This is a genomic window from Paraflavitalea devenefica, assembly GCF_011759375.1.
GTDB classification, from domain to species: Bacteria; Bacteroidota; Bacteroidia; order Chitinophagales; family Chitinophagaceae; genus Paraflavitalea; species Paraflavitalea devenefica.
On the sequence record NZ_JAARML010000004.1, the window covers coordinates 531866 to 557654 of the forward strand.

General features: G+C 43.0%; 19 protein-coding genes. 10 read left to right on the plus strand and 9 right to left on the minus strand.

What is annotated here, in order from left to right; genetic code table 11:
- Positions 1–365: 365 nt before the first annotated feature.
- The 4 genes from HB364_RS23680 (at position 366) to HB364_RS33235 (ending at position 3752) form a co-directional block, all read left to right on the plus strand.
- Positions 366–857 (plus strand): hypothetical protein, encoded by a 492-nt coding sequence (locus tag HB364_RS23680; RefSeq protein WP_167290812.1) that lies wholly within the window; start codon positions 366–368, stop codon positions 855–857.
- Positions 858–1865: a 1-aminocyclopropane-1-carboxylate deaminase/D-cysteine desulfhydrase gene (locus HB364_RS23685; protein ID WP_167290813.1), complete on the plus strand. Its 1008-nt coding sequence runs from the start codon at positions 858–860 to the stop codon at positions 1863–1865.
- Positions 1862–2815, plus strand: coding sequence for a bile acid:sodium symporter family protein (locus HB364_RS23690; protein ID WP_167290814.1), 954 nt, complete (start codon positions 1862–1864; stop codon positions 2813–2815). The genes HB364_RS23685 and HB364_RS23690 overlap by 4 nt, the downstream gene beginning before the upstream one ends.
- A gap of 352 nt (positions 2816–3167) precedes the next feature.
- Positions 3168–3752, plus strand: coding sequence for a M23 family metallopeptidase (locus HB364_RS33235; RefSeq protein ID WP_167290815.1), 585 nt, complete (start codon positions 3168–3170; stop codon positions 3750–3752).
- Positions 3753–3791: 39 nt separating this feature from the next.
- Here HB364_RS33235 and HB364_RS23700 read toward each other — a convergent pair whose 3' ends face one another.
- The 7 genes from HB364_RS23700 to HB364_RS23730 all read right to left on the minus strand — a co-directional run bounded on the left by HB364_RS23700 (position 3792) and on the right by HB364_RS23730 (position 10248).
- Positions 3792–4514 (minus strand): hypothetical protein, encoded by a 723-nt coding sequence (locus HB364_RS23700; RefSeq protein ID WP_167290816.1) that lies wholly within the window; start codon positions 4512–4514, stop codon positions 3792–3794.
- Positions 4515–5122: 608 nt separating this feature from the next.
- A complete protein-coding gene (locus tag HB364_RS23705; protein WP_167290817.1) occupies positions 5123–5641 on the minus strand; it encodes a hypothetical protein in 519 nt (172 codons plus the stop codon).
- Positions 5642–5893: 252 nt separating this feature from the next.
- Positions 5894–6436 (minus strand): hypothetical protein, encoded by a 543-nt coding sequence (locus tag HB364_RS23710; protein WP_167290818.1) that lies wholly within the window; start codon positions 6434–6436, stop codon positions 5894–5896.
- 223 nt (positions 6437–6659) lie between these two features.
- A complete protein-coding gene (locus HB364_RS23715; protein WP_208420065.1) occupies positions 6660–7283 on the minus strand; it encodes a hypothetical protein in 624 nt (207 codons plus the stop codon).
- A 215-nt stretch (positions 7284–7498) separates the two neighbouring features.
- Complete coding sequence (locus tag HB364_RS23720) at positions 7499–8047, minus strand: hypothetical protein (protein ID WP_167290819.1); 549 nt, start codon at positions 8045–8047, stop codon at positions 7499–7501.
- A 255-nt stretch (positions 8048–8302) separates the two neighbouring features.
- The gene (locus HB364_RS23725) at positions 8303–8989 is read right to left on the minus strand and encodes a hypothetical protein (RefSeq protein ID WP_167290820.1); all 687 of its coding nucleotides are present in this window, start codon (positions 8987–8989) and stop codon (positions 8303–8305) included.
- A 269-nt stretch (positions 8990–9258) separates the two neighbouring features.
- Complete coding sequence (locus HB364_RS23730) at positions 9259–10248, minus strand: toll/interleukin-1 receptor domain-containing protein (protein ID WP_167290821.1); 990 nt, start codon at positions 10246–10248, stop codon at positions 9259–9261.
- 1539 nt (positions 10249–11787) lie between these two features.
- Between HB364_RS23730 and HB364_RS23735 the strand changes: the two genes are divergently transcribed.
- Complete coding sequence (locus tag HB364_RS23735; RefSeq protein ID WP_167290822.1) at positions 11788–12276, plus strand: VOC family protein; 489 nt, start codon at positions 11788–11790, stop codon at positions 12274–12276.
- Here HB364_RS23735 and HB364_RS23740 read toward each other — a convergent pair.
- Positions 12242–12886, minus strand: coding sequence for an RNA polymerase sigma factor (locus HB364_RS23740; RefSeq protein WP_167290823.1), 645 nt, complete (start codon positions 12884–12886; stop codon positions 12242–12244). The genes HB364_RS23735 and HB364_RS23740 overlap by 35 nt on opposite strands.
- Positions 12887–13070: 184 nt before the next feature.
- Between HB364_RS23740 and HB364_RS23745 the strand changes: the two genes are divergently transcribed.
- The 5 genes from HB364_RS23745 to HB364_RS23765 all read left to right on the plus strand — a co-directional run bounded on the left by HB364_RS23745 (position 13071) and on the right by HB364_RS23765 (position 23628).
- Positions 13071–14315: a FecR family protein gene (locus HB364_RS23745; RefSeq protein ID WP_167290824.1), complete on the plus strand. Its 1245-nt coding sequence runs from the start codon at positions 13071–13073 to the stop codon at positions 14313–14315.
- Between the two features lie 197 nt (positions 14316–14512).
- Positions 14513–17971, plus strand: a complete 3459-nt coding sequence (locus HB364_RS23750; RefSeq protein ID WP_167290825.1) for a TonB-dependent receptor — start codon at positions 14513–14515, stop codon at positions 17969–17971.
- 19 nt (positions 17972–17990) lie between these two features.
- The gene (locus HB364_RS23755; protein ID WP_167290826.1) at positions 17991–19460 is read left to right on the plus strand and encodes a RagB/SusD family nutrient uptake outer membrane protein; all 1470 of its coding nucleotides are present in this window, start codon (positions 17991–17993) and stop codon (positions 19458–19460) included.
- Positions 19461–19499: 39 nt separating this feature from the next.
- Entirely contained in the window at positions 19500–21950 is a 2451-nt protein-coding gene (locus HB364_RS23760; RefSeq protein WP_208420066.1) for a zinc-dependent metalloprotease, read from the plus strand.
- Between the two features lie 10 nt (positions 21951–21960).
- The gene (locus HB364_RS23765; protein WP_167290827.1) at positions 21961–23628 is read left to right on the plus strand and encodes a peptidase dimerization domain-containing protein; all 1668 of its coding nucleotides are present in this window, start codon (positions 21961–21963) and stop codon (positions 23626–23628) included.
- Between the two features lie 77 nt (positions 23629–23705).
- Here the strand turns inward: HB364_RS23765 and rnr are convergent, their stop codons facing one another.
- Positions 23706–25784, minus strand: coding sequence for a ribonuclease R (rnr, locus tag HB364_RS23770; protein WP_167290828.1), 2079 nt, complete (start codon positions 25782–25784; stop codon positions 23706–23708).
- Positions 25785–25789 lie beyond the last annotated feature (5 nt).

A 25789-nucleotide genomic window follows, 5' to 3' on the forward strand; every position in this document is an offset into this window, starting at 1 on the left:
AGGTTAACACGTTGAAAAGGTGATAGATTGAAAAGTTAGCAGAGCCGGAAGAGTAAAAAGAAATTCCAGACAGTGTCTGGAAAATTAAGTTCGAACCATGGAGCCAACTTATGCACTTTGTTGCTCATGTTTAAAGAAAATGCTAATTTAGTACAGTGACCAGATCATAAATCCCGTTCTATAAGCAAGTGTTTCTATCCTTTTCTCTACGCTTATTCAATAAATTTTTCCCAACCACAGTTTCATTGATTCACTTTATTATGCGATCTGATATCGTTGGTCAGTTATAGCATTTTGTTGAAGCAATATAAGTTATATCAACAGGATAAAATCTTGATAACTCTTTTTAATTTTTTAAAGCCAAAATGAATACAACTCCCTTCAATTTTAAAAATCATCAATCTAACTCGCTTGTATTTCTTTGGTGGTTTAAAGACTTTAAAATATCACAAGTAATCCCAACGGGGGAATCATCTGTAACTGTAACATTTCGTCCAAGATTCAAAATCATATATTCATTTTTAGGCCTATTTTATAAAAAAGGGTTTCCCATTTCGGGTTATAGTTCTTTTCGACTTGTATTCATTGCTGCAATAGTTGGAGCTGGTTATACTCTTAAAAAAGATAAAAAAGACGGAGAAGTCATTGTAAGGGACTTTCACATAGAATATGAGAAACCAGTTATGTATGATGCTAAGAGTAAAATAACAGTTAACGTTAAAATAAAAATTCTAAAAGAAACGGACAAATATCATTTATACGAAGCTTTGTTCTCAATCGGAGAAAATTCACAACACAATGGCATTACAAAGTTATACTATTGTAAGCCGAATTTAAAGCAATTTAGCTACCTCTAAATGAATGAGAATCCACAGATATTTCAGCTATTACCTAACTTCTCAATCCCTTGGTTAAGACTTGTTAATTCACCTACTCCGATATTTCAACTAAAGACAATTGGGAATGTAACCAATTGTAATAACCTTTGGTTAAAAAATGATGGGGAAACAGGAAATCTTTTTGGAGGGAACAAAATACGAAATTTAGAATTTTTAATTCCTGATGCCTTAAGAAAAAAAGCTTCTACATTAATAACATTTGGCTCTATTGAAAGTAATCATGCTATCGCTACTGCTTTATATGGTAAAGCATTCAACTTGAAAGTAAAATTATACTTATGCAACCTATCAAACTCACAAAATAAGGATTTGGAAAAGCATTTATCACTTTTGTCAAAAATTGGTGCAGAAGTGTTTATAGTTTCCAAAAGAAGGTGCTTTCTCGAGAGCCATCTTTCGAAACATCATATTACTTCACTCTACTCTCCATGCTCTAATTATATTATACCTATAGGCGGAGCTTCTCCCACTGGTTGCCTTGGGCATATTAATGCTGCAATTGAACTTTATACGCAAATACAGAATTGTGGTGCACAAAAACCATTTACAATCTTTCTTCCTGTCGGTTCAGGGGGAACTATTGCAGGACTTATTGCAGGTTTTACATTACTTCAATATCCAGTTCACATTGTCGGTGTTTATGTTTCTAAGGGCCCCTCTCGACGATCAATACTTAATTTAGCAAAACAAACTCTTAAACTTGTCCTAAAAAATAGCAAAAAAGAAACCATTTATAACTTATCAAACGTCTCATTTGAGTTGACAGGCAAATATAAAGGCCAAGGCTATCGTATTCCAACAGACAAATCAACAGATATCGAAAAATTATTTAGAGAGAGAGAAAGCATTTACTTAGACGATACTTATGCATCTAAAGCCGCTTGTGCGCTTTTAGATTATTCAAAGCTAAACCCTAACATAGGTTCTAATATATTTTGGCATACCTCAAATAACAAATCATTATGAACGTAGGATTCATGGATATTCTTATAGGATTTGTTACCAGCCTAATAATGTTTGGAATAGGGTTAACTCTAACTATTAAAGATTTCAAAAGTATTTTCATAAATCATAAGATTGTTGGCGTGCCATTATTCTTCCAAATGGTCGCATTGCCAATAATAGCATTCTACATTTGCTATTCTGCCCATATTAAACCAGAGTTCAAGGTGGGTTTAATTATTTTGGCTTGTAGTCCTGGTGGCTCAACGTCTGGTTTTATTACATATCTTCTGAAAGCTAATGTCGCATTGTCTATTTCGTTAACTGCAATAAACAGTCTATTAACTTTAATCTCAATCCCGTTGGTAGTTTCAATGGGCCTGAAAGCATTTATGGCTCAATCGGCCAATTTGAGCCTCCCAGTTCTACCGACAATTATTCAAATTATATCAGCAATACTTATACCGACGATGACTGGACTATTGATACGTCATTATAAAACCTCATTTGCCATTAAGACAGAGAAAATAGTAAAGGTAATAATGATAATTCTTCTGATTACAATATTCATAATCAAATTCTTTGCAAGTGAAGACAAAGGAGGAGCTAAAATCGAAAAAGCAGATTATATTTCTATACTACCTTATTGCGTAATATTTAATCTAACGTGCATTATATTGGGCTATATATTTATTAAATTTTTCCATTTAGACCACAAAACGGCCATTACTACATCTGTTGAGACAAGTGTTCATAATACACCTTTGGCTCTTCTCATTGCAGGAACAATAATAGGCAATCAAGAAATGGTTAAACCTATCCTTATTTATTCAATATTTTCATTTTGGACGCCATTGGCATTTGGGTATTTTGCAAATAAATTAGTTACAGTAAATGAAAGAAAGAGTGATGGAACAGGCAATCGAAAGAATAAATACAAATTACCAACACGAGATTGGAAAAGTGAAGAATGAAACATTTAAAAATGAAAATCATTTGAAACAATGGTGTAAAATTAAGATACACCTAACAACTTTTTTAAAGACACTTCAACAATTGTTGTCCAATTTTACTCAAATGGCTGCTGAACAGCCTCTAAAAATGAACATTATTTACCTCACGTCCTTGCAGAGTTATTAAAACCAAAAGCTTCGATAGCTTAGAGAGCAGTTTTAATCCTAAACGAGCTAATATCCAAAGATTCAAAAACTATTAGGAAAATTAAGGTGGAGTTATTATTTTTAGAAGGCGTCTTATTTTAGACAACACTTAAAAGAAAAGGCAAATGGATTTTGGATATGTGTTTACACCTCATATTTACTACTCGTGAAACTATTCATCTCTTCTATCTTCCTCCTTTCCTCCCTCCCCTGTCTTGCACAGTTATCTGACCGGGAAGTGATGGACCTGAAATCGGGCCGCAGGAAGGATGATACCAGTTATGTATACTGGTTGCCTTACGAAGAAAGCAAAAGCTTTCTGCTGATCCAGGCGTCGAATAGCAAGATGAGCCATAAAGAGGAGTTATCGCTGGACTTTAAGATGAAGAAAGGCAGTAAGATCTGTGCTGCCCGGGAAGGAATTGTGACACAGGCGCGGGGTGACAGTGACAAAGGCGGACTAAAAGAAGAAAACCTGGCCGATGGCAATTATATTATCATCCGGCATTATGATGGCAGCGTTGCCAAATACTGGCACCTGGAAAAAGAGGGTGTTTATGTGCAGGTAGGCGATACCGTTCAAAAAGGACAACTTATTGGTGCATCAGGTAATACCGGCTATACAGCCTTCCCCCATTTGCATTTTCAGATCAATGACGCCTCCGGCCGGCAGATATTAACACGTTTCTATACCCGAAGGGGTATACTTTACCTGCGACCAGGCAACTGGTATAGGTGTGTGCATGACTGATGTTCAAATTGCCAAGGCTTATTATTGAATACTGGTTTATCAGGCAGCTTTTTGTGGAGGCGCCAGTGCGGATGCCTGCATGATGCGCCATCGTTCCGCCTCCTTCGCCAACCACCTGCGCCGGGGCTTTGGAGGTCGGGGGACTGTGGCGGCCAGGTCTTGTTCTTTCCGCCGTTCTTTGAATTTTTGTTCTTCCATCCATGCCAGTTTTGCCTGGCGGGCGAGGTGCTTCTTTTCCTGTTCCAGGAGGCCGGCTGCATGATCGTAACTGCTTTTCCAGTGATTTTTGCCAAGTATCTTCCCATAACGCCGGCATTGGGAATTGGAGGTACGGTGCTTTAACCGGGTTTTGTAAGTTTTTCCGCGCCGGAACGGTTTGTCCTTCCTGCCGGTCTTGAGGGGAATGCCCGTTTTCTGCTGGCAGAGGACCCAGTACTCAACGTAAGTCTTCCACAGATTAGTATAGGCGTCCTGGGCTGTATAGCCTGTGTTGAGCATGGTGAGGGCTTCGCCGGTAAAGGAGCGGTACATCCAGAACTGCCGCCAATAGAGGGGCAGTTCTTTGTAAATAGAGGAAGCAATTTGGGAGGCACAGGCCAGTTGGCCGGCATAGAACCTGGTATTTTCAAAGGCGGGATGTTTCAGCACCTTTTCGCGGGTAAGGCGGCTCTTTTTGCGGGCATAGTATTTACCATCCATTTTATAGAAGGTAAGATCATCGAAGGTACATTCGAGGAATATGGGGCCAAGTTGTTTAGCCATACGAATTGGTTTGCCCATAAAGTTAGGGAGGGCTTACCGGGAAAAAAGTGCGGCATGGCCGGTAATGTCTTATAATGTCTGGTTATGACCGGTTTATTCTGTCTGAACCGCGATTTATTGGATTTTTGGGATTGGCAGGAAAGGTAGGTTTAACCTGTTATTTTTTTATGAAACTGCGCCTTTAGTATACCCCATCCATACAGCATCTATACATCATCCATACACTATCCATACACTATCTACCTGTCATCCACTGTTTTAGTTTATTGCCGGTGGCATCGTAAGTAAACTCCACCGTGGCTGATGCTTTGGAGAGCAGTCAATTTATTTCAAAAACCTAAAATCCTTTTCCCTATTCATAAAGAAGTGTAAAGAGTCTCATAAAGGTGGCATATTACGGTTTACGTATTGGCGATGGTGGGCATTTGAAAAACGTCAGCCCAACATTTGCACAAATGCCCAATGCTGATTGAAAATATATAGTTGAAATTAAGCATAAAGGTTGATAGATATTCGTCTGACCGAACCACAGCTTGGATTTGTAAATAGTTGATGTTACAATATCCTGCCCAACTTGCATAAAACCCAATGTTGGCAATAGTTATTCGTCACGCTTGATTTAATGCTCTTTCCAACACTTGTAAGTTGTCAATATATTCTTTTGAATGTTCCCATCCTTCTGAAAGTTCAGCCCAATTTTTTTGTCTGTCAATTGCAAGCTGAATAATGGACTTGTTTTGTTGCTCGATAATTCCTTCGTCAACTAATTGAGCTAAACCTGTTGCAATAACAGAGTTGTCTAACGTGTAAATATATTGTTGGTCGTCAAAATCGTCGTCTTCCAATTGGGATTTTATCAATTTCTTGTCTACTATTTTTTGATTGTAGTCGGCAAAGTTCATTTCTCCCACACTTTCAATAACCCATTTTAAACATTCTAATGTCGGTGTATTCGGATTTGCTTTTCGCCAATCCCTATATTCCGCCAAAGCTGTATCACCTTCGTCTGAACCAAAAGGTGCAAGTTCGTCAATACAACTCCAAAAAAATTCTTCAGGTATAAGTTCAATGGCTTTAGGATGTGCATTGTCTATATCTATACCATATTTTTCTTCTTGTTCCTCCATATTTAAATTATGATTTGTTTGAATAGTGTGGTCGTCAAAAAATGGCAGCCAACGTTAAAGCATTGGCGATGTGGCGGTATTCTGTGTTCTGTCAACCCGGTGCCGCTGCTGATTATAAATACAAAAGCTCATTGTTTATTCTGTTGCCCGGCGTTATTCGTCTGACGAAACTGAAGCTGAGTAGCGGACAAAAAGTTGAGAATAAATTTCGTCGCCCCGCCATATTGCCAATGCAATGTTATGTGCTGTATTTTAGTAAGACTCGTCATGACGCTTCACTACGTCACTTGGTGTCAAAGAGCATAAAGTCTGGTCATATAACTCAATAAGTTCTCTAGCCGATAGCGGATTATCTGGACTTCCAACTAAGAGGTCTTTCGATTCAATATTCCAGTCATCTGGGCTTCTGTTCGAATTTACAGGCTTCTTCCTTCCTTGCTCCTCCATTTTTGCGCTTGGCATTCTTACAATGCTTAACTGTTTTTTCAATATATTGATTTTGTCTAAGAACGTGGTAGAGAAACAATCTTTGGCTTGGCTAATTGTTCGAACAACTTCGTACGCACCTAATGACCAAAACCAAAAAGATGTTGAAGCCTCACCAATTAGATTGATGTTTAAATTTCTCGGATCCTTGAAACCTTCGTTTAGCTGTTCAATTATTGTGTCAGAAAGAGATAGGAGGATGTTGTTTTTGCCTGATAAGTAGAATGAAAATGCTAACAATGGTTCCCGCTCAAGTCGTTCCTCCTGTGTCGGATTAAAAAGGACTTTTAAACTGTGTCTATCTTTCATGATGTTGCTTTGTAATATAGCACATAACGTTCAAGCATTGGCGATGTGGCGGCATTCTGTGTTCCGTCCGCCCGGTGCCGCTGCTGATTAAAGATACAAAAGCTCATTATTTATTCTGTTGCTTGGCGTTATTCGTCTGCCGAAACTGAAGCTGATTAGCGAACAAAAAGCTGAGAATATATTCGTCGCCCGCCATATTGCCAATGCAATGTTATAAGCCGTTTTATTTCTTGCTACCAGTTAGAACTTTTATTAAGTCTGATATTTCTTTATCCTCTTTTGGTCTAACGTCAACGTGTGAAAAATAAGTTTGTGAGTTTGGCGCCCAGTCGAAGTATGTACCCGCAGATTTTACTTTCATCTCATCTGATTGTTCCTTTGTCAACTTTAGGGTTTGCTCAAAAATCTGTTGAGGATTAGAATTAACGGGTTCAATAAAAACTTGTAATAAATAGTCTCCCGCTAAAAATGGATAGTTGTCTTGGTCTTTTGGCAATAAAAAGTGATGGTTGCATGCAATACCCGTTTTGCTAATAAATAAACCACTGCCTCTTGCAAGACCTTTGTCATCATAGACCCACACGTTAAAATTTTGAACCGACTCACCTCTACTGAGGCGAATAAACATATTTTGAACATACTGACCTCTGTCGGAAGTGCTGTATAGCAAAGTCCGAATAAATACTTTATTGTGTCGCTCCCCGCCACCATCCGGTCCGAAAAAAATGATAGTCGGTTTAGTCATTTTAACCTGTCCATTTTTTATTCTGGTAAGCCAAAAGGTCCAAATGGAAACAATAAGAGAAGTCAGTGATAGCCCAATTGTTATGTAGTTGAAGGTTGTCATTAAAATGGCTTATAACATTGAGGGCTTTGCGCAGGCGGGGGATTAGTATTGCCGTCGCCCCACAACGTCAGCCCGTTAAAATTACAAATGTTGATGATTTTTCGAACGCTTCATATTATGTCGTCTGCCCAAGCCGATGCCGATTAGAATTACTGAAGCTGCAAGTTTGTTCGTCAGCCCCGCTTGCTGCAAAACCCATGTTGGCTGCTGTGCTGTTAAGGAATGATGTACGAGCCATCGCCATCGAACTCAGTTTGAGTGTCGACGCCTTCACTGAAAATGAGGGCCCAGCCCTTGTTGCCAATTATTTTATTTATAGCATCAAAATAAATATCTAGTTTGTCATACTGTTGTGCGGTTGTAATATCGTCGTATGTCAATATTTTTGTGAGTTTTTCAAAATTTTTCAGGTCAATGATAATAAATGAAGCGGAGTCAACTCCGATCGTGGTAATATCCTTCGATTTTGCTAGATCTCTATCAGATTCTTTACTTGGATCCCATTTTTTCAACGACGCTGGATTAAATTTAAATGAACCTTTCTTTTCACTCACATACTTATATCCCAAAAGTCCACCTCCACCGTATGGAAAAATATTGTCTTCTAGAAATCTTACGAATTCTTTTTCATTAGGAACTGAAGGCATATCGATACTCTGAAATTTGTCGATGATATCTTGAAAATATAGTGGATCAATAAGTAATAAATGTCCTGATACGAGTTGAATTTCAATCGGTGAACTATTTGTCGAGTATTGTAGCATATTAGGGTGTATGATTAGCATTGCAGCCAACGTTGAGGGCTTGCTGCAGGTGTGGAATTAGTATTCGTCTGCCAAGAACCGTTGCTGATTGAAAAACTGAGATTGAAGTTAAGAACTAAAGCCGAACATTGAACGTCAAGCCTGGACTGAAGCCCAACAGCGAACTGCTGCTGAAGCTAAGAACGTCCCGCCACACTTGCAGCAAACCCCATGTTGTATGCAGCCATTCATGTCGCCGAAATAGTCCAGCAATTATTAGTAGTCAAAATTTAAAACGAACTTGTAAAAGTCTTCTGCGTCTTCTTTATTGAACTTTTCATAATCACCATGTGCTGCGTCGTTTCTTATTTGTGCTAATGATGTTATTCTTTTTTGAACTTTCATGTCATAAATACCAGCTTTACCAACATTTTCATTTAATGGCTCTAATGTCAAATTTTTTCCTTTGTCTGTTTTTGTTGGTAAACCATTTTTCTCGGAAATGCTTCTCAATTCTTGTTCCAGCACACTGCCAACAATAACAGGTACGGAATGTATATACCCTTTGTCAAGCAAGTATTTAGCGTATTCTAAAAAATCAGAAAAGACTTCGGCTTCAATTAAATCTGATGTTTTAAAGAGAAGTCCATTCTCAAGTTCTTTTTTTAAAATACTAAGTCTTGCCTTGACTTCTATGAGAGCTTCGTCAATATGGTCAATACTGCTTTTGTTAAGTCCATTCATTAAGTGTCTAACATAAAGACCTTTTAAAGCTCCAATACATGACTTGTCATTGACAGCATTAAAAATATACTCTGCCCTTTTATGAAAGTATAGTATATCCTCTTTTAATTTCGGTGTAATTGTATGCTGTTCCTCGTAGTTATAGCGGTCTGTAAAACCATTGGCTTGTTCTAATAAACTACCTATTTCATCAGTGAGTTTTTTTACGATTGCTTTCATGTCTATTTTTTTTGTCAAACAGCTATACTGCGTAATTCTTGTTTAGAACGTAAGCTGTCTACTGGTTGCATACAACGTTCGAGTATTTGCGAAGGCAGGGAATTCATTGATTGTCCAGCCCGGTACAAGTGCCCAATTGAAATACGATGTTGAAGTTAAGAACTAAAGCTGAACATTGAACGTCGAGCCCGGACTATTGCTGATGCTTGCACATAGCTGATGTTACATTCTCCGGCCCTGCTTTTGCAAATACTTTTGTTGGCTGAAGTTTAGTCTTCTTCGTCCTCTGCAAATTCAGCCAATTCCTTCTTTGTGAAAGATTTTTTTAAGTTGCTAAAGTCTAGCCTCAGAAATCCGTTAAATGCACAATTAAGACAATAACCACCGTATGCTGCAGCAAACATTTTGACTAAGAAAAGAGTTATATTGTCATACTTTACAGCTTCTGTCAAAGGTGTAAAAGTTAGAGACAATAGTTCTTCTTTATGCTGATTGCCTTGCCTTTTAGTGCCATGGGTCACCTTCTTAATTTTATACTCAAAGCCCAAACCTGTAATGTTATTCAGCGTGGCTAATATGTCCTCTCTTGACATCTGGGTATGTCTTTCTAAAACTTTCATCTCTATGTGAATATCATTCGGTAGGTCGTGTTCGCAACCCTCGATTAGAATCTTTCCAATTACGAATTTTTCATCTTGGCTTAATAATTTAAGCTTAGTAAAAATATTATGACATATAAAGTCAATTTCTTCATCATCAAAATCCCACTCTTGCAAAGCCAAAAGTTGCTTCAGCCGTTTTGCATCTCTTGGTAAAACATTCTCAAGTTTATGTTTCTCTAATTTTTGAATAATTAATTTAGCCAATTCGCTTGGAGTATGTTCATTTAAATCAATATACCCAAGCGTTTTTCGAACTCCTGGGATTTCTGTGCTGTCAAACCTTGCTGGAAGTATGTATTCTTTACTTTCAGTAAAAGCTCTCGCCTGAGCCGATTTTAATTCATGACTTGTCCAAAGTTTTTTTGCATAGTTCTGAGAAATAAATATTACCACATATTTAGACGTATTTTGATATACGTTGTCAAGATGCTGATATAAGTCTTTACCCCATAAATTTGCCTTTTCATATTTGTCGTAAAAAACTTTTAGCCCGCTCTTCAATAAAAAAGAAGCAACTGCCTCAACATATTTTCTGTCTTCTCCGGCAAAGGAAAGAGCAACGTCAAATTCAAAGTCTCTACAGTTATGATTTTGCATGGTGGTCAAATAATTGCAGCCAACACTTAAATATATGCCGTTAACAGGCCTTAACCTAAAAAATCATTATTGATAATCAAAGTACTAGCATTCGCCTTTCTCATTGTTACGGCGCAAATACAAAATAAATATTGTTACCGGTCAACCCTTTCCTCTACGCCACAGATCATCCAAAGTACTTTCAATATTAATAAGCGCCTTCTTACTAACGTGCAAATACCGCCCGGTAGTTTTAATGTTAAAATGCCCCAACAAATCTCCCTGTTCCTTTTTCAAGTAAATGAGTGGCCAAACTATGTATGAGCGAGTGTACACCTACCTCTTTTTACCCCCGCCTTGTCTTTTGCTGTCTGAAATATTTTGAGTTGTCCGGCCATGGTATAAGGTGACTATGCCCTGTTCCTGTGAAAAATTGGTTTTAATACAACCGTATCCCTGTTCCTGTTTTTTTGTTTTTGGATGACGAAAAGTGTTTAGAACATAGCTTCGCCACATCAGTCACAGCATGGCAACTGATCATACCCTATGGAATATTATTAAAGTGAAGCTCTAACCTAACGATCTTCTGACACCGAGATTACTAAAATTTGAAGAAATAACTGAAGATGTTTTCTTTTTAAACAATTCCGGTATGCCCCAGGACTGCCTGAAAAAATAACAGGTAGCAATTATAATGCTAACAATCAACAATTTAAAGACATAAATTGATAAATCTGATGGGCGAAATCTTAACTGGCAGGAACTCAGATTCGTTGCAAACCAACATAGCAAAAGTTAAGCCTGGACTTTCTGTAATCCTTGCCTCATCCCCCCTACCATCCTGGTACCAAGGGGGTACGCTGCCTCAGCATGGACACAAAGCCTACCAAAAGGCTAGCGGACTACTCTGGAAAGCCTACAGAAACATATGCTTGCATGACCATTCCCAGACAAGTCTTAGACAACTCTTAGACCACTCCCAGACAATACCCAGGCAAGTAGACGCCCATCCGGCGCCAACTGTGTACCCATTCTCTGCCTATTGGGGGGGTAATAGCTCAATCAACCTCACCCCATCATTAAACCGCATTACAGCCCCATTACGCCCCGATCTCAATTTAACCGCACCAGAGACTCGCTCAAACAAAGCAAGCCGTAAAAGCGTCGCAAAGCCTTTTAACGCGAAGCCTGTCTCCGGAACCCATTTTCGCGCCACCGGCATCTTGCCGGGTTCACTAAGAGTCCACTAAGAGTTCACTGAGAGTCCACTGGAGACCCACTACGCGCAGTATGTTCCTGTAGGGTCCCGGGTATGTATCCCGTGGCTTCTCAGTGTATCCCGCATGAACCCTGCATGGCCATCACATAGACCCCAGGTATCCCACCCATTCCATGCCTGTTTCCAGGCAGCCTCTTTAGCATTTTACAGTCCGGCAGCCATTTTTGTTGCGCCATAGCCGGTTATTGTCGCATTACCCCCTACAGAATGCCGCGACCGCACCGCTTTCAGGTAAGTGCATGGCTGTAAGTTTGCATTACAAAACACAAAAACAAACAGCCATGAAACAAAACGCACAAAAACTGGCCACCTGTCTGTGGTTTAACAACAATGCTGAAGAAGCTGTTGATTGTTATGAATCTATTTTTAAAAACAATTTAAAAAGAAGCGATATCCTTCGTTGGGGTGATGCCGGTGGGGTTTCCAAAGGCTCTGTTTTGACTTCCTCCTTTTACCTGTACGGCCAGGAGTTCATTGCCCTGAATGGCGGCCCTGAATTCAAATTCACGGAGGCGGTTTCCATCTGTGTGAATTGCGATACACAGGAAGAAATTGATGAGTTGTGGGAGAAGCTGTCTGCAGGCGGAGAGAAAAGCATGTGCGGCTGGCTGAAAGACAAATTCGGTTTATCCTGGCAGGTCACACCTCCTGTACTGGTTGAAATGCTTCTGGACAAGGACCAGAAGAAAGCCGATAGTGTGATGAAAGCTATGATGCAGATGAATAAGATCGATATTAAAAAGTTGCAGGAAGCTTATAATGCGGCATAAATAAACAGGTCGTCTTGAATAAGCTATAACAAATAAGCAACCAGCTATTGATGTGAAAACCTGCCACTTCCTGCCGCAGCATTTTTAAAACTTTACCGATATGCTTCTCTACGGTACTTACGGAGATATTCATTCTTTCGGCAATGGCCTGATGCGACAAATTATTGGCGCGGCTTAAGATAAACACTTCCCTGCTTTTTTCCGGCAACTGTTCAATAACCGCCCTTATCTTTTCTTCCAGTAGCTTCCCATCCATATTGGCTTCAGGGGTTTCCTGTACTGCTACCGGCTGTGCCTGCTGCAGGTAATGATAATGTCTTTTACGGGATAACTGCTCCCGGAACCGGTCAATAATTTTATTCTTCAGCATCATTTGCAGGTAGCCGGGCAAATTCCAGGTATGCCCTACCTGCGTCCGCTTCAGGTATAATTGAACAAATATGTCCTGTACCATTTCCAAGGCATCTTCCCTGGAATGAATACGCTTATAGGAACTGTTCAACAGCCTTATGAAGTAGCGTTCGTAGATTTCCTCAAACGCCTGCATATCATCCTGCTTCAGCAACTGAAACAAGTCTGCATCAGTAAGGCTCCTATAATCAGTGATCATATAAGGATTAAATAAATAACACAAGATCGCTTAACCAATATTGAATTTAATCATTTTATCCTTACCATTTTTTACTCATAAAAATAAATATTAAAAAAGAATGGCGGTTCTGCTTCACAAATCCGTCAATATTATAAGAATACCGGGTAAATTAAAATATTATTAAACAATATAAGGTGATGCCATGATCACGGAAGAACTGTTGAAAAAGTATCTATCAGGAAACTGCACTGCAGCCGAACAGCAGCAGATAGCGGAATGGTATGCTTCCTTTGATAGTCAGCCACCTTATTTTGAGGATGATAAAAGCCCGGAAGCCAAAGCCCTAAAAGAGAGAACAAAAGCAACCATCCAATCAATCATTGCCAGCCATACTTTGCCCGATACAGATACGCCTGCAACGTTATCGGTTAATATTAGCAGCAGGGATAAGGTGCGTAAGAGCATGTTTATTTATGCGGGTATGGCAGCAGCCGTTCTTATTGTATTAATGGCCGGCATTTATTGGGTATTCTTCAACAGGGTATCCTCTCAAAAAGAGATTGCACAAAAGGCATCCTCCTCCAGTGAGGCCGTTGTTATAACACCAGGCGCCAATAAAGCCATGTTGACCCTGGCCGATGGATCGGTCATTGTGCTGGACAGTGCCCAAAATGGCGTATTGGTGGAACAGGGAAATACGAATGTTATCAAAAACAGTAATGGCGAGCTCGTTTATAAAACAGTAGGCAATAAACATCCTGGCAACTATCGGGACGCAGTTACCTATAATATGTTATCAACGCCAAGGGGCGGGCAATTTATGCTGACGTTACCCGACAAGAGCAAGGTATGGTTGAATGCGGCTTCCTCCATTAAGTACCCCACCGTATTTGCAGGCAATGAGAGAAGGGTGGAAATAACCGGCGAAGCATATTTTGAAATTGAGAAAGACCCGAATAAACCGTTCCGGGTGGATATTCTTTTGCCAACCGGCAAAGGAGGTAGCGTTGAAGTATTAGGCACACATTTTAATATCAATGCCTATAACGATGAATCATCCATAAAGACCACTTTATTAGAAGGAAAAGTGAAAGTAACGCCAACTATTGGCTCGCAGCTCGCAGCTCGTAGCTCAAAGCTTCTTTCTCCCGGGCAGCAGGCACAATTGAACAGCCATGACGAAATAAAGGTTGTAAACAACGCTGACATAGAAGCTACCATGGCCTGGAAAAACGGGTTGTTCCAATTCGATGACGTTACTATCCAGGCCGTTCTGAACCAGGTAGCCCGGTGGTACGATGTAGAAGTAGTTTATGAACGCGATGTATCAAAGGACCGTTTCAGAGGAAAGATCTATCGCAATACAGATATAGCCAAACTGCTTAAGATACTCGAATTAAGCGGCGCACATTTTAAGATAGAAGGCAAAAGAATTATTGTACAATAATATACGCTCCCGGTTCGTGTTGCCATAAGAAAAAATACAGGCACCTTATAGTTTCACAGGATTGCTGCCGGCACTAATGCCGGTAAGGTCAACGTTTTTATTGCATAAAAACAACCATACGGTATGATGTGCTGGTGACAACCGTGCAACATTTTGTGCACAACCAAATTGTCAAACGTTTAAAACCAGCAACGCAAATGAAGCAACTTCCAAAACTAATCACCTTGCTTTTGTGCTTATTCTTCCTGAGAGGGAGCGCCAGTGATACGGTGCAGAAGATCAGCTTATCCGTTACAGAAGAACCCCTGGAAAAGGTATTTCAGAAGATTGAAAAGCAAACAGAATTTGTTTTCTGGTACAAGATAGATAAACTAAAACGGGCTAAAAAAGTAAGTATTAAAGTAACCAATGCGGATGTAAACAAGGTATTGGACGAAATCTTCAGGGATCAGCCTTTCACCTACAACATTGTAGAAAAAACGATTGTAGTAACAGAAAAAAAAGCGCCCGAAGCATCATTTGCAGTAATGCGAACACCCTATGTTCCTGTACCTGTAACGATAAATGGTACCGTAACCAACCCTAAAAATGAGCCCCTCGAAGGCGTTACGGTAAAAGTAAAAAACGCAGCAGGCGCCACCACTACGGATGCCCGGGGAGCATTTACCATCAGATGCGCAGAAGATGCTATATTGACTTTTTCATTTGTAGGTTATAAAACCAGTGAAGTAGAGGTAAAAGGAAAAGCTTCTCCGCTGGCAATCGTATTGAACATGGCCACTGCTGCTTTAAGCGATGTGGTAGTGGTAGGATATGGCACACAGGGAAAAAGAGAGTTTACCGGGTCCATTGCTTCCATCAGTGAAGAAAAGGTAAAAGATATGCCGGTGCAAAGCTTTGACCAGGCTTTGGCAGGAAGGGCGCCGGGCGTAAATATTACCCAGCCCAACGGGGTATTGAATAATGCGCCGGTTATCCGCATCAGGGGCGTCAATTCCATTTCGCTCAGTTCCTATCCGCTGGTAGTAGTGGATGGCATTCCTATCAATACCGGTGAAGTTTCATCCAGCACGGTGGTCACCAATAATCCACTGGCCGATATCAATCCATCAGATATAGAAACGATCAGCGTATTAAAAGACGCCGCCTCTACTTCTATTTATGGATCAAGGGCTGCTGCAGGGGTATTGCTTATTACCACTAAAAAAGGTAAAACAGGAAAAGCAAAGGTGAGTTACCAGGGATGGGTAGGCGCCACCAAAGCAATACGGTTGCCGGAATTGCTGAACGCTCAGCAGTATATGGAAATTAAAAATGAAGCAGTGCTGAATGCCAAGATACTCTCCGGCAACGGCAATAATTCCAGTGTGGCGTCGGCATTGTTTTTCCCTACCTACCGGGAAGACAGCAGCATAGTAGATACAAAATGGTACGACGAAGTGTATCAAACCGCTGTATCACACAACCATACCGCCAATATATCAGGAGGTTCAGAAAACACTACCTATTATTTCTCGATGAACTATAGTGACCAGGACGGGTTTATTAAAACCAATAATTTCAAACGAAAGTCAGTACGGTTCAATATCAACCATAAGGTTACCGACTGGCTGAGCATGTCGGGTAATGTGAGCTTTAACAATAGCTTTAATGCATCCCCCAATACCGGTTCATTAACCGGCAATGCTTTCCAGATAACCGGCATTGCCCGCCTGGCCTTGTTATCATCGCCCAATGTATATGCACTCAATCCCAATGGGTCCTATAATCTAAGCACTACCAATTCACTGGGGATGGGCAATAATAAGGGCGTGGTCAGCAATTTTTATAACCCGCTGCCTTTGCTGGACCTGGACCGCTATACTTCTGAAAATGACCGGCTCATTGGTACTTTCAGCGCCACTGTAAGGCTTATGAAAGGGCTGGAATTTAAAACCAGCTATGCAATAGACCGGCTTAAGGTAGAAAATGAAACGTTTAATAACCCTGTACACGGGGCCGGATTTGCAGATAAGGGAACTGCCACGAATGCAAGCAGCCGGTTTGATAGCTGGAACTGGATCAATACCTTAAGCTGGCAGCAGAAACTCTTTAAACATCACAATGTATCATTGCTGCTGGGCTACGATGTACAAAAGTTTGACAATGCGCGGTGGGGCGCCACGCGTTCACAACTATCCGATCCGTTCTTCACTGATTTTCAAGGAAGCTATGGCCGTATTATTCCGATCACCAATAATTTGCTGAGTGAAAAGGCCTATGCTTCTATTTTCTCCCGTTTTACTTATGATTACGACAAGAAGTATTTCTTTACGATCAATTACCGGCGGGATGGGAATTCTGCGCTGGGAGCCGATAAAAAATATGGCAATTTTGGCGGGGTTTCCGGTGGATGGGCATTATCGGAAGAGAACTTCTTCAAGAACCTGTCTGTCTCCAGTATTATCAGCAATGCCAGGGTCCGGGCAAGCTGGGGAAGAGTAGGCAATGGCAACCTGCAGAACCTGTATGCCTCCTTAATGCTGTACAACGCTGCTTTGTATGGCAGCGCTCCTACCTGGAATTTTGCCCAGGCAGGTAATCCGGACCTTGGCTGGGAAACCAGCGATCAAACAAATATAGGATTGGATATAGGATTGTTGAAAGACCGGATACAGATAGAAGCTACGTATTTTAATAACAATATCAACGGGCTGATCTTAAATGCACCGCAAAGCCCGTCAAGAGGTATTCCCGGCAATGCCATCCTGCTGAATGTAGGCTCCATGTACAACCGCGGGATTGAATTTGCCATAAATGCTACCGTTATCAGGAAAAGCAAATATTCATGGACCACTTCATTTAATGTCACCTCTATTAAAAACAAGGTTACGTCGCTGGCAGAAGGCAACCTGGATATTGTGGGCACTACCAGTACGGCGGCAGAAACTTCCAATATTACCCGGGTAGGTTATTCCGTAGGCAGCCTGTACGGCGCGCTCACAGACGGTGTAAATCCTGCTACCGGTCAGCGGGTGTTCATTAATAAAAAAGGAGAGCGTGTTCAATATAGTCATGCAGTGCCTTCAGGCGGCAGCCGCTGGACGTATTTTGACGGAAGCGCAGCGCCTGCCATTACCGCGGAAGATTTTTATATACTGGGCAATGCATTGCCCACCTGGTATGGCGGCTTTAATAACACTTTCACTTATGACAATTTTGATTTGAATGTAGGCGTCACTTTCTCCGGCGGCAATTATGTACAGAACGGAACGAAAGCCACTTTGCGTGATCAGCGTTTCTGGAATAATTATACCGGTGTATTGGACCGGTGGACGAAAGCAGGCCAGGTAACCGATATTCCCCGTGTAGTGTATGGCGATCTGTTATCAAATGGTAACTCCTGGCCTATTTCGGCCAATGTGGAGAAAGGAGATTTTCTCAAACTGAAAACAGTGTCCTTAGGTTATAGGTTCCCTGCAACATGGCTGGGCAATTCCGGTATCAGCGGTTTACGGATGTATGCACAGGTATTGAATGTTTTTATCGTTACCCAATATACCGGGTCGGACCCTGAAATATCTTCCAACGGTAATTCCAATCTTACGCCTGGCGTAGATAAGAATTCAGCCCCCCAGGGCAGAACATTCACATTTGGTATCAACCTGGATTTCTAACTGTTTAAACTGACTTAATATGAAGATGCTTTTCCAACAAACAGGCCGCTCACTGCTGGGATGCCTGTTATTAATGGCGGGACTTGTTTCCTGCAAAAAGGAAGAAGACCTGTTGAACCCTGCTCCTCAAACATCTATTATTGATGCCAGCGCCTTTGACACGCCCGAACGGGTATTGGGCCTGGTGAATGGCATGTATGCCAGTATAAAAGATCCGCAGTTCCACGGAGGCAAGTATGTAATGTATGGCGACTTCAGGGGTGAAGAGTTCCTGAACCGCACCGCCAATATTTTCACCGGTTATGATACCTGGGGACATACATTAAACTCCAGCTCGAATGAAGTACAAAATTTATGGACAGCAGCTTATACGGCCATCAATAGCGCCAATGTATTCCTGAAGGGGCTGAACGATAATATTTCCAAGGTAGATGCCACGCTGGCCAAACAATACACAGCAGAAGCAAAGTTTGTACGCGCCTTCAGTTATTTCTGCCTGGTTACTTTATATGCAAAACCTTTTGTGGCAGATAACGGAGCTTCCAAAGCATTGCCGTTACGCTTACAGGCAGAAACTTCTACCGCGAACAATGACCTGGCCCGGAGCACGGTGGCAGAGGTATATACACAGATATTGAAAGACCTCAACGAAGCAGAGACCGGTCTGCCGTTGATGTATGCTACCGATCTGCTAAATACGACAAGAGCGCACAGAAACACGGCCATTGCACTGAAAACAAGGGTGTACCTGAATATGGGTCAATACGATAAGGTAATAGAAGAAGGATCAAAGATAGTGAGCGTCGCAGCTCCCTTTAAAGCCGGCAGTGGCGTACAACACCAATTACAAAGTGACATCGCTGTAGTATTTTCCTCTAATTATACGACTACGGAATCTGTTTTTTCTATGCCCATGACAGACCTGAATTCCTCCACCGGGCAAAATGCCCTGGGCTATATTTTTAATGCTGCGCCTACGGGCAATTCAGAATACAGCGTGAATCCTTCCGGAATTATGGGTAATGCAGAATGGAAGGCAACGGATAAACGAAAAAGCTTTTTAGGGGCTTCCGGAACGGCTACTTTTTTAAAGAAGTATAATAAGCCTTCGCCCTATACGGACTACGTGCCGGTAATAAGGTATAGCGAGGTGCTGTTGAATTATGCAGAGGCAGCCGCCAAAACCAACGACCTTCCAATGGCAGTAGCATTGTTATCGGCCGTACGAAACCGGTCGGACCCGTCGTATGTATTCACACCCGATAAGACAGGAACATCTGAAGCCCTGGTGAGTACGATATGGATCGAAAGAAGGATCGAGTTCCTGGGCGAAGGCTTCCGGTCGAACGACCTGCTGCGTAACCTGCTTACCATTCCCGCCAAAGGGAGCAGCAGCCTTACTTCGCCCGCAGTTTCCCCATCACAGGAAGCGTATATCTTTCCGCTTCCCAATTCTGAGATCCTCACGAATAAGTTATTGTTGAAGTAATACACCAAAAACCATACATTAACTGAAATTAATTCCCGAATGAATCATTATGCAGTAATAAAAAAGATTTTTTTATGGCTGGCAATACCACTGCTATGGCTGCCCGCATGGGCACAAACCTCCATTACAGCTACCACTACAGGTATGCAGCATTTGCCCGGCTTCCTCCCCTTGTACTGGGATGCCAAAAAAGGGAAGATATGGCTGGAGATCAACAAATGGGATACAGAGATCCTCTATTATGCTTCTCTCGCTACAGGAGTAGGCTCCAATGATATTGGACTGGACAGGGGTAGAATAGGGCCTTCCCATGTTATTGTTTTCCGGCGCTCCGGCAACAAGGTATTAATGACAGAACCCAACTACGATTACCGGGCCATTAGTGATAATAATATGGAAAGGCAGGCCGTGGAAGAATCCTTTGCGCAGTCAGTACACTGGGGATTTGATATAGTGGCAGAAGAAAACGACCGTGCACTGGTAGACGCTACTTCCTTTTTTATGCAGGATGTTGTGGGGGCTGCCCAGGCCATCACCCGGTTAAAACAGGGTAATTATAAAATAGACCCGCAGCGTAGCGCTTTTTACCTGCCACGCACCAAAAATTTCCCACTTAATACGGAAATTGAAGTGACCACTACCCTGGTGGGCGAAATGCCCGGCGATTACCTGCGCGAAGTAACGCCCAGCCCCCAAGCGGTTACCATCCGGCAGCATTATTCTTTTGTACAGTTGCCCGACAGCAATTACACACCAAGGGCTTTTGATCCGCGGGCCGGTGTAGGGTCGATTAGCTTCTTCGATTATGCTACTCCGGTAAGTGAGCCGATCATTAAACAGTTTATTCGCCGGCACCGCCTGGAAAAGAAAGATCCGTCTGCAGCCATCAGTGAAGCAGTAAAGCCCATTGTATATTATGTTGATGGCGGCGCTCCGGAACCTATCCGCACGGCATTAATGGAGGGCACCGCCTGGTGGGCGCAGGCTTTTGAAGCCGCAGGGTTTAAAAATGCCTTCCAGGTAAAAGTGTTACCCCCTGATGCAGACCCTATGGATATTCGCTACAATGTAGTTCAATGGGTACACCGTTCTACGAGAGGATGGTCGTATGGCGGGGGCATTACAGACCCCCGCACGGGTGAGATCATTAAAGGCAAAGTAACACTTGGCTCATTGCGTGTGCGGCAGGATTTTTTAATAGCGCAGGGTCTAATAGCCGATTTTGAAGAGGGAAAGCCTTTATCACCAGCCATTATGGACCTGTGCATGGCGCGTATGCGACAGCTCGCTGCACATGAAGTAGGACATACGCTTGGCCTGCCGCATAATTATATTGCCAGTGTGATCAACCGGGCCTCTGTTATGGATTATCCCCACCCGCTGGTAAAAACAGATAAAGACGGTCACCTGGACCTGTCGGATGCATACGCAAAAGGGATCGGAGAATGGGACAAGGTAGCTATCACCCTGGCATACCGGCAGTTTACACCCGGTTCGGATGAAGCAAAAGAACTGAACAAATTAGTAAAGGATTATATGGCTGCCGGGCTGCAATTTCTTACAGACCAGGATGCACGCCCGCCCGGCAGCGCGCATCCCGGTACGCACCTGTGGGATAATGGAACAAATGCAATAGACGAACTGAACCGGGTGATGAAGATACGCGCCACGGTACTGAACACCTTTTCGGAAAAGAAGATACCTGCAGGCGCCCCCCTGGCAACACTGGAAGAAGTGCTGGTACCGATGTACCTGTTTCACCGCTACCAGGCAGAGGCTACCGCAAAAGTATTAGGAGGCGTTAGTTATACTTATGCTTTGCGGGGCGATGGTCAGACGCCCAATAGTATTGTGCCCGCAAAAGAGCAATGGCGGGCGCTGGATGCCTTACTGGCCACCTTACAGCCTGCCTCATTGTCGCTGCCTCCGGGAGTGATCGCGTTAATTCCGCCCCGGCCATTTGGTTATGCCGCCAATCCACGGGAAACATTTAAGCGGTATACGGGAATGACCTTTGATCCCCTGAGCCCTGCCGAAGCAGTAGCCGCTATGACACTCGGCCTTATCCTTCATCCGGAACGGGCTGCACGTATCGTGGGGCATCATGCCCTTTATCCCGGATTGCCGGCATTGGACAAGGTAATAGATCAGGTCGTTAATGCGACCTGGAAAGCAACTGCACAACCAGGTTATGCCGGCGAAATACAACGGGTAGTGAATTACCAGGTGCTGCAGCAGCTCATGAAATTGTGTGCCAACAAAAATGCTGCAGGCCAGGTACGGGCCATCGCTGCATTGAAGATAAAAGAACTGCAGCAATGGATGACCAGTGTACCGGCTAAAGATATTGACTGGAAAGCGCATTACCTGTTTGCTTTAACACAAATAAAAAGCTTTGAAGAGAAGCCGGATGACCTCACACTGTTCGCGCCGTTAACTGCACCGGATGGCGCGCCTATCGGTTCAGCGGAAGAAGAAATAATACATTAAAACTATTTATATGAAATCAACCTCATTCAAATACACACTAACCTTTCTACTGCTTGGCGCATTATTGCCAGTGGTGCTACTGGGGCAAACCAAAATAACTGATAAAAAGCTGGAAGCACTTAAGAAGGAACTGATGGCTGAAATTGAAAAAGAAAAAGTGTTTACCCAACAAATGGTAGATATGGTGTTCAGCTTTGGTGAACTGGGTTTCCAGGAAACAGAAACGTCCCGGTACCTGACCGGTATTTTAAAGAAGAATGGATTTACGGTAGAAGAAGGCATTGCGGGGATTCCTACCGCCTGGACAGCGAAATGGGGTTCGGGCAAACCTGTGATCGCTATTGGCAGTGATATTGACTGTATCCCGAAGGCATCGCAAAAGCCCGGGGTAGCGTGGCATGATCCTATTATTGAAGGGGCGCCGGGACATGGAGAAGGACATAATGCCGGCGAACCGTTGAATATTACGGCAGTACTGGCGCTTAAAAAGATAATGGAACGGGAACATATTTCCGGCACACTGATGTTATGGCCCGGTGTTGCCGAAGAACAACTGGGTACGAAGGCATTTTATATCCGTGATGGATATTTTAAAAACGTGGATGCCTGCATCTTCACCCATGTGGCGAGCAATCTTGGCGTATCGTATGGTGATGGCGGCGGCAATGGCATGATCTCAGTTAAATTCAATTTTGATGGAGAATCGGCCCATTCGGCCGGCGCTCCCTGGCGCGGCAAAAGCGCCCTCGATGCCGTTGAATTGATGAATATAGCCTGGAATTATCACCGGGAACACCTGGAACCCACACAACGCTCGCATTATGTGGTGACCGATGGAGGCGATCAACCGAATGTAGTGCCCTCAAAAGCATCTGTATGGTATTATTTCCGCGAACGTACTTATCCAAAGATCAAGCAGATGTATGATGATGCGATCAATATGGCAAAAGGAGCAGAACTGATGACCGGTACCAAAATGTCGTATACTGTATTAGGCAGCGCCTGGCCAGGCCATTTCAATAAAGCCATCGCCGAGCGCATGTACGAAAATATTAAGCTGATAGGTTTACCGGAATGGAGTGCAGAAGATCAATTACTGGCAAGAGCGGTACAGAAAGAAGTGAATGCCCCTAAAACAGATCAGCGGATGAAGCCCATAGATGGCCTGGATACCCACCTGGATACATTGGGCATCCCTGCCAGGTTTTCCATGGGAGGTGGTTCGGACGATATTGCCGATATTTCATGGAATGTTCCTACAGTTGTATTGAGGTTCCCTTCCAATATACCGGGCCTGCCGGGACATCATTGGGCCAATGCTATTTCTATGGCCACTCCTATTGCCCATAAAGGAGTAACAGCCGGCGCCAAAGCAGAAGCACTGACATTGTTGGATATGCTGGTAAAACCACAACTACTGGATAGCGCCTGGAGTTATTTTAAAAATGTGCAAACCAAAGACACGAAATATATTCCGCTGATCTCTGCCACCGATAAGCCGGCTGTTGGGTTAAATAAAAAGATCATGGAGGAGTTCAGGCCCGAAATGAAGAAATATTATTATCGTCCCGAACAATTTAAAACATACCTGGAGCAGTTGGGTATTAAATATCCTACATTGAAAACAACCGAAACCACTTCAAAAACAGCAGCAGCCACCCCTACTGACAATAAATAAATTACCAGGCAGGTACCTGCGGATACAAGACATATTTGAAGAATGCCGGGGAGTTAGCCTAGCTTCCCGGCTATATTTTATGCCTGCTTCCGTTTTTTGCCTTTGCTTTTCCCTTTTGGTATGGGATAGGATGTTTTGGGCTTTGGCTGCTGCAGACCAGCTTCCACTTTATCATCGCCGGTAGTAGCCGTAATGACCCACTCATAATCCAACTGGCGTTTGGACAGGTTGGCTGCAATGACTTTGATACGTACTTTATCACCCATCCTGAATTTGCGGCCGCTACGCATGCCGGCGAGGCTATAATCACCTTCTATAAGACGGAAATCATCGTATTCCAGCAGGCTGTTGATGCTTACCAGCCCTTCGCATTTATGCTCGATGGTCTCTACCCAGAAACCGAAAGCAGCTACGCCGCTGATCACCCCTTCAAATTCATCGCCCAGGAAGTTCTGCATGTATTCTACCTGCTTGTATTTGTTGGCGGCCCTTTCCGATTCCATGGCGCTACGCTCCTTTTCACTGCAGTGCTTGCACTTCTGCTCCATCTTTTTATCGGGCTCCACTTTATCATTGAGAATATCAAATAATACGCGGTGCACCAGCACATCCGGGTAACGGCGGATGGGTGAGGTGAAATGACAATAGTGTTTAAAGCCCAGTCCGTAGTGGCCAATGTTCTCCGACGTATAGATCGCTTTGGCCATGGTGCGGATGCCCAGTTGTTCCAGCACATGCTGTTCGGGCTTGCCCTGCACATCTTTCAGCAATTGATTAAATGATGCGGCAATTCCTTCCGGCGATTTGGTATCAAAGGTGTGGCCAAATTTGCGGGCAAAGGCTGCAAAAGGCTCCAGTTTCACTTCATCCGGGGTATCATGTACGCGGTAAGGAAAGGGAATGTCTTTTTTATTGAACTTGATCTTGGCTACGCTCTCTGCCACTACCCGGTTGGCCAGCAACATGAATTCCTCAATAAGCTGGTGCGCTTCCTTGCTTTCCTTGATCATGATGCCAATGGGCTTTCCGGTTTCATCCAGCTTAAAACGCACTTCCTGGGACGAGAAGTTGATAGCGCCTTTTTTAAACCGCTGCTTACGGAATTTCTGGGCAAGGTTATTCAGGATCAATACTTCATCCTTGTACAAACCTTCCTGCTGCTCAATGATCTCCTGCACTTCTTCATAGGTAAACCGGTGATTGGAGTGAATGACGGTCTTCCCCAGCCAGTGTTGTTTTACTTCTCCTTTTTCAGTGATCTGGAAGATGGCCGAAAAGGTGAGCTTGTCTTCTTGGGGACGCAGGGAGCACAGTTCATTGGAGATGCGTTCCGGCAGCATGGGCAGCACCCTGTCGGGCAGGTATACAGAAGTAGCCCGTGTATAGGCTTCCTGGTCGAGGGCTGTGCCGGGCTCCACATAGTAACTTACATCAGCAATGTGTACACCGATCTCATAGTTGCCATTTTTCAATACCCGGAATGAGATGGCATCATCAAAATCTTTCGCATCTACCGGGTCTATGGTGAAAGTAAGGGTGTCCCGTACATCCTTACGGACCTTTATTTCTGATTGAGGAATGACATCGGGCATGCGGGCAGTTTCTTCCTGCACTTCTTCAGGGAAGAAGAGCGGGAAACCATTCTGCATGAGGATCTCCTTCATGGCCATGTCGTTGGCATCGCCCATTTGCATCACCTGCACTACTTCCCCTACCGGTTTTTTATTGGGTTGCCATTCCACGATGCGCACAATAACGCGTTCATTGTTCTGTGCACCATGCAAACTGGTGAGTGGCACAAAAATGTCGGGCATCGGTTTATCTACATCGGCAATAAAGAAAGCAAAGGTTTTACCCACCTCAATTTTACCCATGAACTCCGTTTGCTTACGCTGCACTACTTCCACCACTTTGCCCTGCTGGCGGCTGCTTTGCCGGCCGCCGCTATTGATGACCCTTACCCGCACGGTATCGCCATGCAGGGCGGTATTAAAATCGCCGGGACGAACCAGTATATCACTGGGATTGTCGGGAATGATCACATATCCCACGCCGGAGCGTGTTATATCCAGCACGCCTTTGAGGGTATCCTGATCAGTAAACCCTTTTTTCTTTTTGGATTTATTCTTATTCTTCTTTGATTGTTTCTTACTCATCGCAA

Coding starts and splice junctions, on each gene's coding strand:
- HB364_RS23725 (WP_167290820.1), bottom strand. CDS start 8,989: ATGAAAGCAATCGTAAAAAAACTCACTGATGAAATAGGTAGTTTATTA.
- HB364_RS23740 (WP_167290823.1), bottom strand. CDS start 12,886: ATGATCACTGATTATAGGAGCCTTACTGATGCAGACTTGTTTCAGTTG.
- HB364_RS23715 (WP_208420065.1), bottom strand. CDS start 7,283: ATGACAACCTTCAACTACATAACAATTGGGCTATCACTGACTTCTCTT.
- rnr (WP_167290828.1), bottom strand. CDS start 25,784: ATGAGTAAGAAACAATCAAAGAAGAATAAGAATAAATCCAAAAAGAAA.
- HB364_RS23690 (WP_167290814.1), top strand. CDS start 1,862: ATGAACGTAGGATTCATGGATATTCTTATAGGATTTGTTACCAGCCTA.
- HB364_RS23730 (WP_167290821.1), bottom strand. CDS start 10,248: ATGCAAAATCATAACTGTAGAGACTTTGAATTTGACGTTGCTCTTTCC.
- HB364_RS23765 (WP_167290827.1), top strand. CDS start 21,961: ATGAAATCAACCTCATTCAAATACACACTAACCTTTCTACTGCTTGGC.
- HB364_RS23745 (WP_167290824.1), top strand. CDS start 13,071: ATGATCACGGAAGAACTGTTGAAAAAGTATCTATCAGGAAACTGCACT.
- HB364_RS23685 (WP_167290813.1), top strand. CDS start 858: ATGAATGAGAATCCACAGATATTTCAGCTATTACCTAACTTCTCAATC.
- HB364_RS23720 (WP_167290819.1), bottom strand. CDS start 8,047: ATGCTACAATACTCGACAAATAGTTCACCGATTGAAATTCAACTCGTA.
- HB364_RS23735 (WP_167290822.1), top strand. CDS start 11,788: ATGAAACAAAACGCACAAAAACTGGCCACCTGTCTGTGGTTTAACAAC.
- HB364_RS23755 (WP_167290826.1), top strand. CDS start 17,991: ATGAAGATGCTTTTCCAACAAACAGGCCGCTCACTGCTGGGATGCCTG.
- HB364_RS23750 (WP_167290825.1), top strand. CDS start 14,513: ATGAAGCAACTTCCAAAACTAATCACCTTGCTTTTGTGCTTATTCTTC.
- HB364_RS23705 (WP_167290817.1), bottom strand. CDS start 5,641: ATGGAGGAACAAGAAGAAAAATATGGTATAGATATAGACAATGCACAT.
- HB364_RS23680 (WP_167290812.1), top strand. CDS start 366: ATGAATACAACTCCCTTCAATTTTAAAAATCATCAATCTAACTCGCTT.
- HB364_RS23760 (WP_208420066.1), top strand. CDS start 19,500: ATGAATCATTATGCAGTAATAAAAAAGATTTTTTTATGGCTGGCAATA.
- HB364_RS23710 (WP_167290818.1), bottom strand. CDS start 6,436: ATGAAAGATAGACACAGTTTAAAAGTCCTTTTTAATCCGACACAGGAG.
- HB364_RS23700 (WP_167290816.1), bottom strand. CDS start 4,514: ATGGCTAAACAACTTGGCCCCATATTCCTCGAATGTACCTTCGATGAT.